Raw genomic sequence first — 13,828 nt, 5'->3', positions numbered from 1 at the left:
CGATTGAGGTATGGTCCGACTGGCAGTGCCGCTTGCCGTAGCGGTCGCACTCGTGTACATCTACACGATTGTGGACTGTGCGCTCTTCGACCGGGCGCGCACCCGCGGATTGCCCAAATGGGCGTGGATCTTCGTGGTCATCTTGTTCCCACTGATCGGCAGTGCGCTGTGGTTCCTGATCGGTCGCGGCCGGCGCAATGCCGCAACGAACATGCGTTCCGTTGCACCCGATGACGATCCGGAATTCCTGAGAGGGCTGGGCAAGGCATCGGTGAAGAATCCGAAGCGGTCTCGCGAGCAAGAGGAACGCATCCGCCAGATGGAGAAGGATCTCGCCGAACTCGACGAGACCAATAAGAAGAACGGCGAGTCCGACCAGCCCGGCCGACGGGATGCCTGAGGGTCCTGCGACGCAGGGCGTCAGTGAGACCCAGGATGTCGGTGAGACGCACCGTGTAAGCGCGACGCTCGGCGTCAGCGCGGCCAGCGATTACTCGATCGCGCTCCTGAGTGCTCTGGTGCGGCTCGGTGTTCGGCACATCGTGCTGAGCCCGGGATCGCGCTCGCAGGCGCTTGCCCTCGTCGCCGCTGAGTTGGAGCGGGTCGATGCGGTGCGCTTGCACGTGCGCATCGACGAACGTGTCGGCGGTTTTCTGGCGCTAGGGCTGGCAGTGGAATCCGGGCTGCCCGCCGTTGTTGTCACAACCAGCGGCACGGCGACGGCGAACTTGCATCCCGCTGTGCTCGAAGCCCATCACTCCGGCGTGCCGATGATCGTGCTGACGGCCGACCGGCCAGCCGAGCTACGCGGCATCCGAGCGAACCAGACGACCAGGCAGGCCGGGTTGTACGGGGGTGCCCTGCGGCTTGCGTGTGACGTGCCTGCGCCGACCGGTGAAGCCGGCGAAACGGATGCTGCGGCCACACTCGCCGGGCGTGCCTGGTCGGCTGCGCTGGGCGTGGGAGCTGCCGCGTCCGGCCCTGTGCACCTCAACATCGCGTTCCGTGAGCCCCTGTCCGCGCCCGTGCCCGACCTGTCGCCCCTCCTCGCTGGTCGAGTAGCGAGGAACGAGTGTATCGAGACCTCGCCCGCCGAGACCTCGCTCGCCCGGACCCCGCCCGCACTTGCTGGTCGAGTAGCGAGGAACGAGCGTATCGAGACCCCGCCGGCCGAGACCTCGCCCGCACAGACCCCGCTCGCCCGGACCGCATCCGCGCGCGAGACCGTCACACTCGCCGCAGGCCCCCACACCGTCGTCATCGCGGGCCACGGTGCCGGCCCGGAAGCAGAAGCCCTCGCCCATGCCGGCGGTTGGCCGCTGCTTGCGGAGATCACGAGCGGCTCCCGCTTCGGCCCGAATCTCGTGGTCGCATACCGTGAACTGCTGAACGAGCCCGAATTCGGCGGGCGGGTCGAGCGCGCGATCGTGTTCGGGCATCCGACGCTCAGCCGCGAGATACCAGCGCTGCTCACGCGCGGTGACGTCGAGTCCATTGTGGTGGCGCCGCACGGCGACGAGTTCTACAACCCGGGCCGCCGGGCACGTGCCGTCGCCGCGGTCACGCTCGACGAGGGCATCGACCCATCTGTACGTGCGGCGCGGGAATGGGTCGGCCGGTGGGTCGTCGCAAGCAGAAGGCTCGGCGAGGCCGCACTTGTCGGCGATGCTACCCACGCTGCCCCGGATGTCGAAGCGGGCCGTTCGAGCAGCCCTGCTGATCGCATCAGCTATGCCCGGAGCGAAATGGCCGCTGTGCAGGCGCCGGTCACGCGGCGGATGCTCACAGAGGCGCTGTGGCGCTTCACCTGGCCGCATGACCGGCTCGTCTTCGGTGCGTCCCGTTTGATTCGGGAGGCGGATCGCAGTGTGCCGGGCAAGAACATCCGGGTTCATGCGAACCGGGGGTTGGCCGGCATTGACGGCACCATCGCCACCGCCGTCGGCATCGCTCTCGCGCACGAAGCGGACGACTCGGCCGGCGTCACGCGTGTGCTGCTGGGGGACCTCGCCCTACTGCACGACGTCGGGGCACTCGCGTTCGGCGTCGGTGAGTCACGCCCGCGCATCCAGGTGATCGTCGGCAACGACGGTGGCGGCACGATCTTCGATGCCCTCGAGGTCGCCTGGAGTGCACCGGCGGAGGCGATGGAGCGCGTGCTGCTCACTCCCCAGCAAGTCGACATCGAGGCGCTGGCGAAGGCGTACGGATGGGCCTACGCGCGGGCGAGCACGCACGGCAAGCTCGACCAGGCGTTGTCCGCACCGATCGAGGGGCCGAGCATCCTGGAAGTTCCGCTGCCGCGCTGACGCGGTGTGACCGCCGACAGGCCATCTGCTGACAGAATGGTGCAACCGATCAAGGGGAGCACCGTTATGTCAAGGGGAGCACTGTGATGGCGAAAACTGCAACGCGGCAGCACGGCAACTGGACCATGGATGCAGCGGATGCGTTGCGAGCCGGCCCCGGCTTCTCGCTCGCCGAACAAGACACGAACGCGCAACCCGGTTTCGACGGTGACAAGAGCGACGGTGCGCGCGCGCTGGCGGCGGCATCCATTCGGCTTGCCGAATTGCAGGAGCGCCTGTTCGCGTCGAGCACCGCCGGCGACACGCGATCTGTGTTGCTGGTCTTGCAGGCGATGGATTCCGCGGGCAAGGGCGGCATCGTCGGGCACGTGGTCGGCGTCGTCAACCCGATGGGCGTGCACTACACGGCCTTCAAGAAGCCGACGGCCGAGGAGCTCGCCCATGACTTCCTCTGGCGGGTTCGCAAGCACGTGCCCGGCGCCGGCATGCTCGGCGTGTTCGATCGGTCGCACTACGAAGACGTGCTCATCGGCCGGGTGCGCAACCTGGCCGCACCCGAGGAGATCGAGCGCCGCTACGGTGCGATCAACGCGTTCGAGCAGGAGCTGACCGCCAACGGCACCGTCGTGCTCAAGGTGATGCTGCACTTGGGCAAGGCCGAGCAGAAGCAGCGGCTGGGCGAACGACTAGCCCGACCTGACAAATATTGGAAGTACAACCCGGGCGATGTCGACGAGCGGATGCTGTGGGACGACTACCAGGCCGCCTACCAGATTGCGATCGATCGCACCTCGACGCCGACCGCACCCTGGCATGTGGTGCCGGCCGACAAGAAGTGGTACGCCCGCCTGGTCGTGCAGCAACTGCTGATCGATGCGCTCGCGCGCATGAACCTGACCTGGCCTGCTGCCGACTTCGACGTCGAGGTAGAGAAGGCGCGTCTCGCGGCGTCGTAGACGCGCTCCGCAGGTCGATACGGGTCTCGATACGGGTCTCGATACGCTCGCTAGCGCTCGCTACTCGACCACCATCTTCAGCGCTCGCTACTCGACCAACGAGAGGTTTACCCGAACGCCTCTTTGACGGGGCGGAACTTCATCTTCGTCTCCGCCAACTCGCGATCGGGGTCGGAACCGGCGACGATGCCGCAGCCGGCGTAGGCGGTGATGTCGCCGTTGGCCTCGACCTGGGCACCGCGCAGCGCGATCGCCCATTCGCCGTCACCATCCGCGCCGATCCAGCCGACCGGGCCGGCGTAACGGCCACGGTCGAACGGTTCGAGTTCGTCGATGAGCGCGAGCGCGGCATCCGTTGGGCTGCCGGCGACAGCCGCCGTCGGGTGCAGCGCAGCGACCAGGTCGAGAGCGCTCGATCCGTCGGTGAGGCGACCCGAGACATCCGTCGCCAGGTGCCAGAGGTTCGGCAGCTTGAGGGTGAACGGTCCGGGGCCGCCGGGGCGCCAACCTTCAGACGGCGGCGCAGGGTCGGTTGGCCGATCACGAGCATTGCGAAGTGGGATTCGGTGTCCATTCCGGCCTTGGTGAGCATGCGGAGGGATTCCAGGTCGGTGTTGGCCATCGGATGAGCTTCGTCGATGACGATCACGGGCAGGCGGGCGCGTTCGTCCAGTTCCCCGGCCAGGAGCGAGGCGGTTTGGGGCCAGGGCACCGAACTAGAACGAGGCGCTCCCGCCGAGCGCGGTGACGATAGCGGCGTGGATGCCGCGCAGGGTGATCGTGGGGTCGGCTGGTACCGGCACATCACCCTGTCCATGCTCGCGCACGCGTTCCCGAGCGTGACCCGGTCAAAAAAGAGGGACCAAATCCAGGCGGATCCAACCTGATCACGTTGGGCCTGCCCAAGATCAGACACCTCATTGTCCACCTGGTCCTGGCCACACCGCCGAACCCCGAACACGTCCTGAACCGGTCACGCTGGCGCCGACAACACCAGCAAACCGCGAAACGACACCACGTATTAGGAACAACTACACACGCCCAAAACGCGACTGTAGTACTGGTGAGTGAAGAACCGGCGCATCGTCTTCGCGGAGGTGGCGCACGGTTCGGGTAGTGCCTCGATTCGCACCTTGCCTTGATTGTACTGCTTCTTCTGGTCGAGCGACCCGGTGAGGGGGTCCATCCACTTTGCGGCCATGGATACACTCGTTGTCCTTGCGCGTGTTCGAAGTGGTGGTGCAGGCGTTCGATCCGCCCGGCCAGGAAGCTTCAGGATTTCCGTAACTCGTCGAGGCAGTCGCTGCCGATGCGTTCAGCCAGTAGGCCCTGCGGCGGCGGACCCCTCGCGGAGGGGCCCTCGTCGCGTCGATGAGGCCGCGCTGCTCAACTCGGACCAGCAGCGCGTACCCGGTTCCTTCGACGATATCGGCGAGACCCTCGTCTCGTAACCGCGGCGTGATCTCGTTGCCTTGTGCCAGCTCTGTGGCGAGGCTTGCGAGCACGATGCCTTCGAGGGTGCGCTTGCGCATCTCGGTCGTCTGTTTGGCCATCTCGACCCCTTTTGCTATTCAGTCATGCCGACTACTCGTAGGTAGTAACGCCGGCTATCAGTAGATAGCATCACCGAATACTGGCTTCATTCCCGGCTTGACATGGCGCACGACCTTCCCTAACCTGAGATTGCGACGAAAATAGTCGTAAATTTAGAGAAATGTTTCGTGACAGTGAGGTCAGACAAGATGGTAGAAAAGCTTCCGCCTGGGTTCGTCCACACCGACGGATCTCAGTTCCTCGACGGCTGGAGCCGTCCTATTCGCTTCACCGGGGTGTGCATCGGCGGGTGGCTCAACATGGAAAACTTCATCACGGGCTACTCGGCGAGCGAGACGCTCATGCGCATGAAGGTCGCCGGCGCGATCGGCGCCGACCGAGCCGAGCGCTTCTTCGAGCGGCTCCTGACCGCGTTCTACGGCGAGGCGGATGCCGAATTCCTCGGCTCGCTCGGCATGACGATCGTGCGCATCCCAGTCAACTACCGGCACTTTGAGTCAGATGCAGACCCATTCACAATCCTGCCGACCGCGTTCGACCACCTGGACCGTGCGATCGAGGCGTCGGGCCGGCACGGGATCTACTCGGTCATCGACCTCCACGCACTGCCCGGCAGCCAGAACCATCACTGGCACTCCGACAACTCGACGCACGAGCCTCACCTCTGGCAGCACCCGCACTTTCAGGACCGCGTCGAGAATATCTGGAAGGCGATCGCCGAGCACTACAAGGACAACACCTGGGTCGCCGGCTACAATCTGATGAACGAGCCGGCCGATGAGTCGCGCGCGGTTGTTGGCGCGCTCTACCGTCGGCTCTACGAGGCAGTGCGCGCGATCGACGCCGAGCACACCATCTACCTCGACGGCAACACTTATTCGACCGAGTTCGACATGTTCGACGCCGAGCCGTGGCCGAACACAGTCTACTCACTGCACGACTACGTCGCAGCCGGTCTCGGCCGCGGGGGAGACTACCCCGGCCTCACCGACGGCACGTACATCGACAAGGAGTACGCCCGGCAGAAGTTCCTTCAGCGCTCCGAGTACGCACGTGACACGAGCACGCCCATCTTCGTCGGCGAGTTCGCGCCGATCTACACGGGCGACGAACGCACGGATGCGATGCGTCGGCAGATCCTGGAAGACCAGCTCGAGCTCTACCGCGAATTTGACGTCAGCTGGACGAGCTGGATGTACAAGGACCTCGGCCGTCAGGGCCTCGTCAACGTCGCGGCGGAATCCCCCTACCGTCGCCGGTTCGACGGCTTCGTCGCGAAGAAGAACCGGCTCGCAGCCGACCAGTGGGGCAGCGACCGCCTGGGCGGCGAGGGCGTGCGCGAGGTTAGCGAGGCCGTGCAGGAGTTGATGGCCCGTGAGTTCCCCGCGTGGACCCCGTACCCGTGGGGACGTTTCGACACGGTCGCAACCCTGCTGAACAACCTGCTCTTCGCCCAGCCGCTCGCCGACGACTACGCCGAACTGTTCCGGGAACTGACCGACGACGATCTCGACGCCCTCGCCGACTCGTTCTCGTTCGAGAACTGCGTGGTGCGTGAGAGCCTGCGCGACCAGCTCGTCTCCGGCCAGGGCGCACAGGCGGTGCCTGCGGCGTCGGCCGGGCAGGCGTAGCGTCGTGCGGGCTGTAGTCCTCCGGTCGGCCGGGGATGCGCCCCGGATCGAAGAGGTCGAACTGTCGGCGCCCCGAACGGGCGAACTGCGGGTTCGCATCGAGGCAGCCGGGGTCTGTCACAGCGACTACCACTACATGACCGGTGACCTAACGGCACCTCTGCCGCTCGTGCTCGGGCACGAAGGCGCGGGCATCGTCGAGGAGGTTGGTCCCGGAGCGGCCGGTCGCATCCACGTGGGCGATCGGGTCGCTCTCCTGTGGCGACCACGGTGCGGCCGGTGCGCGGCCTGCGTTGCAGGCAACCCGGTGCTGTGCGAACTCGGACCCGTGCAGGCCAGGACCGGCGGCCTGCACGACGGCACCTCGCGCCTGTCGCTTCCCGACGGTGGCGAGCTCCACCACCTGATGGGTGTCTCGTGCTTCGCCGACCGCGTCGTGGTGAACGAGAACGCGGCGGTGCCGGTCCCCGACGGCGTGCCACCGGAGGTGGCGGCGATCTCGGCGTGCGCGGTGATCACGGGAGTCGGGGCGGTCTTCCACGAGGTGAGCGAAGCGGCCGGCCGACCTCTGCTCGTGCTGGGCGCCGGTGGTGTTGGTCTATCGAGCGTGATGGGCGCTGCTCTCGTGGGCGCGCATCCGCTGATCGTCGTCGACGTCGACGACGCGAAACTCGACCTCGCCCGCGAACTGGGCGCGACGCACACGATCAACGCAGCCGATGAGGATGTGGAGGCGAGGGTTCTCGAGATCACCGGTGGTGCCGGTGTCCCGTGGGCGATCGAGGCGATTGGACGACCGCAGACGCTGAAACAAGCGCTCGCCTGCGTCGCTCCGGGCGGCACGCTCGTCGCGGTCGGACTTGCTCGCGCCGACGCGACGTTCGCCGTTCCGGTCAATCTGCTCGTGCAACGGCAGAAGCGGATCGTCGGTTCGCTCTACGGGTCGAGCAACCCGCCGCTCGACCTTTTACGCATCTTTTCGCTGTATCTCGCAGGCAAGCTGCCCATCGACCGACTCATCGGCGATCGCCTGCCGCTCGACCGATTCGCGGAGGCGTATCGTGGCCTCACCGTCGGCGCGGTTGGGCGCGGAATCCTCGTGCCCTAGCGGCACGTCAACCTGAAGGAGAACCTACGGATGGTCCGCTCACAGGAGTGGTACGGCGGCGAAGGCCGCGACCCTTATATCCACCGGGCATGGATGCGCCGGGGGACGCCCGATCACGCATTCGACGGGCGGCCGCAGATCGCGATCGCGAACACCGCGAGCGATCTAACCCCCTGCAACATGCACCTCGACGAGGTCGCGCAACACGTCAAGCACGGAGTGTGGGAGGCCGGCGGCGTCCCCCTGAACCTGCCGATGGTCTCGCTCGGCGAGACGCTCGTGCGACCGACGGCGATGCTGTGGCGCAACATGGCGGCGATGGCGACGGAGGAGATGCTTCGAGCCAATCCGATAGACGCCGTCGTGCTGCTCGGCGGATGCGACAAGACCATTCCGGCGCTGCTCATGGGCGCCGCCTCGGTCGACCTGCCCGCCGTCGTGGTTCCGGGTGGGCCGATGTTGAACGGCTACTTCCGGGGCGAGCGGATGGGCTGCGGCACCGGTGTGTGGAAGCTCTCCGAGGAAGTGCGCGCGGGAGCCCTGTCCGAAGCCGAGTTCGAGGCGACCGACAAAGAGATGATCCGCAGCAAAGGTCACTGCAACACGATGGGCACGGCTTCGACCATGGGGCTGATGGCGGAGGCGCTCGGCATGACGATCCCTGGGGTCGCCGGCACCCCGGCCGCTGACAGCAGACTGCTCGAGGCGGCTCACGCGAGCGGCAGACTCGCCGTCGAGCTCGCGCTGGAGGACCGCCGCATCTCTCAGGTGATCACCAAGGAGTCCTTCCATAATGCGATCGTCGCGCTCGCGGCGATCGGAGGCTCGACCAACGCGGTCGTGCACCTGCTGGCGATCGCCGGGCGGCTGGGCATCGACCTCACCCTCGACGACTTCGATCGCATCGGAGCGCAGGTACCGCTGCTGGTAAACCTGCAGCCAGCCGGTCACTACCTGATGGAGGACCTGTTCCGTGCGGGCGGGTTCCTCGCCGTGCTCGATCAGCTGCAGGACCTGCTCGACCCCGCGGCGACGACGGTGACCGGCAAGCCGCTCACCGAGTATCTCGGCAGCCACCAGGTATGGGACCGCGATGTGATCACCCTTCGTGACAATCCGCTCCAGGTAGACGCGGGCATCGTAGTGCTCCAGGGCAACCTGGCACCGCGGGGCGCGATCATCAAGCCGGCCGCAGCGACCCCGGAGCTCCTCGTGCACACGGGACGCGCGGTCGTGTTCGATTCCATCGAGGATGCGCACGCGCGACTCGACGACCCCGACCTCGACGTCGACGCCGACTCGGTGCTCGTCCTGCGCGGCTGTGGCCCCAAAGGATACCCGGGCATGCCGGAGGTCGCGAACATGCCTCTGCCGAAGAAGCTGCTGAAGCAGGGCATCCGTGACGTGGTCAGGATCTGCGATGGTCGCATGTCGGGAACGGCATACGGCACGGTCGTGCTGCACGTCGCCCCGGAGGCCGCCGCGGGCGGTCCTCTCGCCCTGGTACAGGACGGTGACCTTATCTCACTGGATGTCCCGGCACGGCGTCTCGAACTGCTGGTCGGCGAGGCCGAGCTGGCGGGCCGCCGGGCTGCGCAACGCGAGGTCGACGGCTTCGCGAACGCGGACCGCGGGTGGCAGAAGCTGTACATCGATCACGTGCAGGGCGCCGACACGGGCGCCGACCTCGACTTCCTGGTCGGCTCCAGCGGCTCCGTCGTCACGAGGGAGTCGCATTGAGCGGGAACGAAGCGTCACAGGCGCGGCCCGAGCTCGGGCTGGTGCGGGCGCAGGTCGATGGGCGGGCCGTGTGGGCCGTGCGACGCGGCGACGACTATTCGCCGCTCGGCATGAGCCTATCCGAGTTGCTCAGGCTACCTGCGCACGAGGCCCGATCGGCGGTCGACGCCGCGCGCGGCGGGGGGCTCACGCCGGAGCGTCTGCTCGCTCCGATCGACCCCCAGCAGGAAGTGTGGGCAGCGGGTGTCACCTACCTGCGCAGTCGCGACGGTCGCATCGAGGAGGCGAGCGATGGAACGCCGTACGACCGTGTCTACGTGGCCGAGCGTCCCGAGCTCTTCTTCAAGTCGACGGGAGCGCGGGCGATCGGGCCTGGCGCGCCGATCGGCATCCGCGCAGACTCGGCCTGGAACGTTCCCGAGCCGGAACTCGGGATCGTCCTCGATGCCGACGGCGGGTTGTTCGGCTATGTCCCCGGAGATGATGCGTCGAGTCGGTCGATCGAAGGGGAGAACCTCCTCTACCTGCCGCAGGCGAAGATTTACACCGCATCGTGCGGGCTCGGCCCCGAGATCGTCCCGGCGTGGACGGTCAAGGGTCCCTTCGAGATCGGCCTGGAGATCCGGCGCGACGGTGGGCTGGAGTTCGCGGGCGCCGCTTCGACCGGCCAGATGGCCAGGCGCCTCGACGACCTCGCGGACTGGCTCTACCAGGGACTCGACTTCCCCGACGGGGTGATCATGCTGACGGGCACCGGCGTCGTGCCCGAGGCGGATTTCACGCTGCTGCCCGGCGACGAGGTCGTGGTCGACATCTCCGGCATCGGACGTCTGTCGAACCCAGTCGTTGAAGTGGGCCGACACGAAGGAGCAAGACAGTGACATCGGCGGACCAGACCACCACCGACCTCGAGACGGCGATGACGGATGCTGCAGCGGCAGCTCCCCTGCTCGCCGTCTCGTCACCGGGGGAGCGCGCCGGGTGGCTGCGGGCGATCGCCGACCGGCTGGACGCCGACTCGGAGGCGATCGTCGAGCTCGCGATGCGCGAGAGTCACCTGACGGGCCCCCGCCTCAGAGGCGAGCTGGTGCGCACGACGTTCCAGCTCCGGCTGTTCGCCGAGGCGGTCGAGGACGGACGCTATCTTGAGGCGACGATCGACCATGCCGATCCCGATTGGCCGATGGGCGCGCGACCCGACCTTCGACGAGTGTTCCGCCCCCTGGGCCCTGCAGCGGTCTTCGCGGCGAGCAACTTCCCGTTCGCGTTCTCGGTCGCCGGCGGCGACACGGCCGCGGCGATCGCTGCGGGCGCACCGGTCGTCGTGAAGGCGCATTCGGCGCATCCCGAGCTCAGCCGCGCGGTGGCCGGGCACCTGCACGCCGCGCTCTCGGAGTCCGGGGCTCCCCGAGGTGTCTTCGCGCTGGTGGAAGGACGCGAGGTGGGCCGCACCCTAGTTCTCGACCCGCGACTGACGGTCGCGACCTTCACCGGGTCTCTCGGCGGAGGTCGTGCCCTGTTCGACCTGGCGGCCTCGCGGCCCGAACCGATCCCGTTCTACGGCGAGCTGGGCAGCGTGAATCCCGTCTTCGTGACGGCCGCTGCTGCCGGAACTCGTCCCCAGCAGATCGCCGACGGCTTCGCTGCGTCGATGAGCCTCGGCGTCGGTCAGTTCTGCACGAAGCCGGGCGTGCTGCTGGTGCCGGAGTCGTCGGCCCTGACCGGACTCGTCGTCGATGCGGTGCGCGCCAGCGCCGGCGGTCCGATGCTTTCGGATGCGATTCGCGAGGGGTTCTACGAGAGGCTGGCTCCTCTTTCGGATCGCGACGACGTCGACCTGCTGGCCGGCTCGCTCGATCGCCTCGACCAGCCGATGCCGACCGTGTACGGCACGGACGCGACGACGCTCATCGCGCACGCCGACGAACTGCTCGAGGAGCATTTCGGCCCGGCGGCGCTGATCGTGCGTTACACCTCGGAGGACGAGCTGCGCACCGTGGCACGCGTCCTGCAGGGCCAGCTGACGGCGACGGTGCACGGCGAGGAGGACGACCACGTCGGCGATCTCCTGGAACTGCTCGCCGCGAAGGCCGGGCGCGTGCTGTGGAACGAGTGGCCGACCGGAGTCTCGGTGACCTACGCGCAACAGCACGGCGGACCCTATCCCGCCACGACCGCACCGCACTTCACGTCGGTCGGCACGGCCGCGATCGCGCGGTTCCTTCGGCCCGTCGCGTACCAGGGCACCCCGGATGCCCTGCTGCCGCCCGCCTTACAGGAGTCGAACCCGTGGGACATCCCGCGGATCGTCGACGGTTCGCCGGCGGCCGGTCAGCCGGCGTAGTCGTTGAGAAGTGCGCCTCTCACTCCCGGCCGCACCGCGAAGACAGCCCCTGCCTGCGGTTCGGCGTCGTCGGCCAGATGCTGCCGTGACGACGTGACGTACAGCGTGTCGAGCGCAGGACCCCCGAACGCCGCGGCGCTCGTGTGCATGACACCGGGCACCTCGACGATCTCGCTGAGGATTCCGGTAGCGTCGTAGCGTCGCACCGCGCCTCCGCCCCAGAGCGCGACCCACAGCCCGCCCTCGGCGTCGATCGCCATGCCGTCCGGCGCCCCGGCGACCTCGTCGCTGAATTCGACGAACGGCCGCCGTCCGTGAAACGAACCGTCGACGGGGTCGAAGTCGAACACGTCGACGCGCCGGGTCGGAGTGTCGACGTAGTATGCGTGTGCACCATCGTGACTCCATTGCAGGCCGTTCGAGATGGTGATGCCCGTCAGTGCGATCGAGGTCGAGCCATCGGCCTCCAGGCGATAGAGGGATGCCGCGCCCGGCGCCTCGTCGTAGGCCATCGTGCCGCAGAAGAAGCGACCTCTCGGGTCGCAGCCGCCCTCGTTGAGGCGGATGGCGGGGTCGGCGAGCATGTCGGGGAGCCGGCGTTCGAGGGAGAACTCCTCGTCGAAGTGCGAGAAGCCGTGCTCGGTTGCCACGATGAATCCGCTCGCGGCACGTCGGCGGATGACCGCGGCAACCGGGCTTCCGACGTCGTGGCGCACGGGTTGAGGTTGCGAGGTGAGGTCGACGACGGCGCCCGCGAGCATGTCGACGACGAGCATCCGCTGCCCGACGCGATCCCAGAACGGCCCTTCGCCGTGCCAGGTCACCGGCGGCGTGATCTGCTCGGCTCTCATTGCCAGCCTCCATCCACTACCCAGGTCTGCGCGGTCGCCAGCCGGGAGTCGTCGGCTGCCAGCCAGAGCATCATGCGGGCCACATCCGCAGGGTACAAGAGCTCGGGCAGGCACTGGGCGGCCAAGATCTTCTCGTGCTCCGCTTCTCCGACCCAGCTGGTGAGCTGCCGCTCCGTCATGATCCAGCCGGGGATGATGGCGTTCACGCGGATTCCGTCGCCACCGAACTCGCGGGCCAGCGTGCGCGTCAGGCCTTCGATGCCGGCTTTCGCGGTGATGTAGACGGGGAGGTCGACCAGGTCGATGTGCGCGCTGATGGATCCGAGGTTGATGATCGAGCCTCCGCCGGCGGCCTTCATCATCGGCTGCACGGCCTGCGCCGCGAAGAAGTGGTGCCGCACGTTCACGGCGATCCCGTCGTCCCATGCGGCGAGATCGAGGTCGGACACCGTGCGGCGGGTGTCGTTTGCGGCATTGTTGACGAGGACGGTGATCGGTCCGAGGCGGTCGAATGCACGCGCGATCGCAAGCTGCAGTGCCGGGATGTCGCGCACGTCGATGACCTGGAAATACGGCTCGGGCTCGCCGCGGTCTGCGATCTCGGCGACCAGCCGGGCCGCCGCATCCTCGTCGATGTCGACGAACGCGACGCGGGAGCCCTGCGCGGCGAGCTGGGAGACGAACTCGGCTCCGAGACCGGAGGCACCCCCGCTGACGAACGCGGTGCGCCCGGCAAGCGACGGGTAGCGGGCGAACTCAGGCACCTGCATCCCCACGCTGTGTGGCCGCCAGTGCGCGCAGCGCTTCGACGGCGAGAGGGTGCTCGCCCTCTTCGTGCCAGCCGGAGAAGGCGATGACACCGGTGGGCGCGTCGCCGACGCGGATGGGCATGCCACCGCCGGCCGCCATCAGCTGACGGGGATCGTAGAGCGACTCCGTGGCGAAGTCGCGACCCTGCGAGAGGAACAGCCGCTTCACGAAGAATAAGCTGCGTGCATATGTCCTGACGATGCGAACCTTGCGATCCAGCCAGAGGTCAAGATCGGCGCTCGTGCCGGGAAGCGCCGCGTGGAACACACACTGATCGCCGAGGAAGATCGTCACGGCACCCACGAGACGGTCCGCCCGGAGCCGCTCGACCGACCAGATGCCGAGTCGCCAGGCGTCGTCGTAGCCGAAGCGTTCGAGCCATGCGGCGTCTTCGTCGGCGAGCAGGGATTCGAGTTCGAATTCTGCATCGGTGATCGTCATTGACATCCTCTTCGATGTAAGGTTTCGGTAGGCAAGAGAAAACTATCTGAAAAGTCAGCCTATGAGCTCGCCAGCACGCCGTCA

13 protein-coding genes and 2 pseudogenes are annotated in these 13,828 nt (G+C 67.3%); 9 read left to right on the top strand and 6 right to left on the bottom strand.

The window, feature by feature from the left end; all coding sequences use genetic code 11:
• Window positions 1–10 precede the first annotated feature (10 nt).
• The 3 genes from QU604_RS19055 to QU604_RS19045 all read left to right on the top strand — a co-directional run bounded on the left by QU604_RS19055 (window position 11) and on the right by QU604_RS19045 (window position 3,265).
• Window positions 11–400 carry a PLD nuclease N-terminal domain-containing protein gene (locus tag QU604_RS19055; protein WP_308466175.1) on the top strand — a complete coding sequence of 130 codons (390 nt, stop codon included), beginning with the start codon at window positions 11–13 and terminating at the stop codon, window positions 398–400.
• Window positions 393–2,309: a 2-succinyl-5-enolpyruvyl-6-hydroxy-3-cyclohexene-1-carboxylic-acid synthase gene (menD, locus tag QU604_RS19050; protein WP_308466174.1), complete on the top strand. Its 1,917-nt coding sequence runs from the start codon at window positions 393–395 to the stop codon at window positions 2,307–2,309. Before QU604_RS19055 ends, menD begins: the two co-directional genes overlap by 8 nt.
• Before the next feature lie 86 nt (window positions 2,310–2,395).
• Complete coding sequence (locus tag QU604_RS19045) at window positions 2,396–3,265, top strand: PPK2 family polyphosphate kinase (protein WP_308466173.1); 870 nt, start codon at window positions 2,396–2,398, stop codon at window positions 3,263–3,265.
• Between the two features lie 107 nt (window positions 3,266–3,372).
• Here QU604_RS19045 and QU604_RS19040 read toward each other — a convergent pair.
• Window positions 3,373–3,750: pseudogene (locus QU604_RS19040) on the bottom strand (chorismate-binding protein); the annotation flags it as partial.
• Window positions 3,751–3,836: 86 nt separating this feature from the next.
• A pseudogene (locus QU604_RS22275) lies at window positions 3,837–3,914 on the bottom strand (hypothetical protein); the annotation flags it as partial.
• On the opposite strand from QU604_RS22275, the gene QU604_RS19035 reads away from it, so the two are divergent.
• Window positions 3,904–4,152 carry a hypothetical protein gene (locus QU604_RS19035; protein WP_308466172.1) on the top strand — a complete coding sequence of 83 codons (249 nt, stop codon included), beginning with the start codon at window positions 3,904–3,906 and terminating at the stop codon, window positions 4,150–4,152. The pseudogene QU604_RS22275 and the gene QU604_RS19035 overlap by 11 nt on opposite strands.
• Window positions 4,153–4,296: 144 nt before the next feature.
• On the opposite strand, the gene QU604_RS22270 is transcribed toward QU604_RS19035, so the two are convergent.
• Window positions 4,297–4,818 (bottom strand): PadR family transcriptional regulator, encoded by a 522-nt coding sequence (locus QU604_RS22270; RefSeq protein ID WP_409349979.1) that lies wholly within the window; start codon window positions 4,816–4,818, stop codon window positions 4,297–4,299.
• A gap of 189 nt (window positions 4,819–5,007) precedes the next feature.
• Between QU604_RS22270 and QU604_RS19025 the strand changes: the two genes are divergently transcribed.
• The 5 genes from QU604_RS19025 to QU604_RS19005 are packed head-to-tail and all read left to right on the top strand — an operon-like array spanning window position 5,008 to window position 11,642.
• Window positions 5,008–6,450 (top strand): glycoside hydrolase family 5 protein, encoded by a 1,443-nt coding sequence (locus tag QU604_RS19025; protein WP_308466171.1) that lies wholly within the window; start codon window positions 5,008–5,010, stop codon window positions 6,448–6,450.
• 4 nt (window positions 6,451–6,454) lie between these two features.
• Window positions 6,455–7,558: a zinc-binding dehydrogenase gene (locus QU604_RS19020; protein WP_308466170.1), complete on the top strand. Its 1,104-nt coding sequence runs from the start codon at window positions 6,455–6,457 to the stop codon at window positions 7,556–7,558.
• 30 nt (window positions 7,559–7,588) lie between these two features.
• Complete coding sequence (locus tag QU604_RS19015; RefSeq protein WP_308466169.1) at window positions 7,589–9,298, top strand: IlvD/Edd family dehydratase; 1,710 nt, start codon at window positions 7,589–7,591, stop codon at window positions 9,296–9,298.
• Window positions 9,295–10,179: a fumarylacetoacetate hydrolase family protein gene (locus tag QU604_RS19010; protein ID WP_308466168.1), complete on the top strand. Its 885-nt coding sequence runs from the start codon at window positions 9,295–9,297 to the stop codon at window positions 10,177–10,179. Before QU604_RS19015 ends, QU604_RS19010 begins: the two co-directional genes overlap by 4 nt.
• Entirely contained in the window at window positions 10,176–11,642 is a 1,467-nt protein-coding gene (locus QU604_RS19005) for an aldehyde dehydrogenase (NADP(+)) (RefSeq protein ID WP_308466167.1), read from the top strand. The genes QU604_RS19010 and QU604_RS19005 overlap by 4 nt, the downstream gene beginning before the upstream one ends.
• Here QU604_RS19005 and QU604_RS19000 read toward each other — a convergent pair.
• The 3 genes from QU604_RS19000 to QU604_RS18990 are packed head-to-tail and all read right to left on the bottom strand — an operon-like array spanning window position 11,630 to window position 13,744.
• On the bottom strand, window positions 11,630–12,493 hold the full coding sequence (locus QU604_RS19000; protein WP_308466166.1) for an SMP-30/gluconolactonase/LRE family protein: 864 nt from the start codon (window positions 12,491–12,493) through the stop codon (window positions 11,630–11,632). The genes QU604_RS19005 and QU604_RS19000 overlap by 13 nt on opposite strands.
• The gene (locus QU604_RS18995; RefSeq protein WP_308466165.1) at window positions 12,490–13,257 is read right to left on the bottom strand and encodes an SDR family NAD(P)-dependent oxidoreductase; all 768 of its coding nucleotides are present in this window, start codon (window positions 13,255–13,257) and stop codon (window positions 12,490–12,492) included. The genes QU604_RS19000 and QU604_RS18995 overlap by 4 nt, the downstream gene beginning before the upstream one ends.
• On the bottom strand, window positions 13,250–13,744 hold the full coding sequence (locus tag QU604_RS18990; RefSeq protein ID WP_308466164.1) for a heme-binding protein: 495 nt from the start codon (window positions 13,742–13,744) through the stop codon (window positions 13,250–13,252). Before QU604_RS18990 ends, QU604_RS18995 begins: the two co-directional genes overlap by 8 nt.
• Window positions 13,745–13,828 lie beyond the last annotated feature (84 nt).

The organism is Rathayibacter sp. SW19 (assembly GCF_030866825.1).
GTDB lineage: Bacteria > Actinomycetota > Actinomycetes > Actinomycetales > Microbacteriaceae > Rathayibacter_A > Rathayibacter_A soli.
This window is presented reverse-complemented; position numbering and strand designations above follow the sequence as displayed.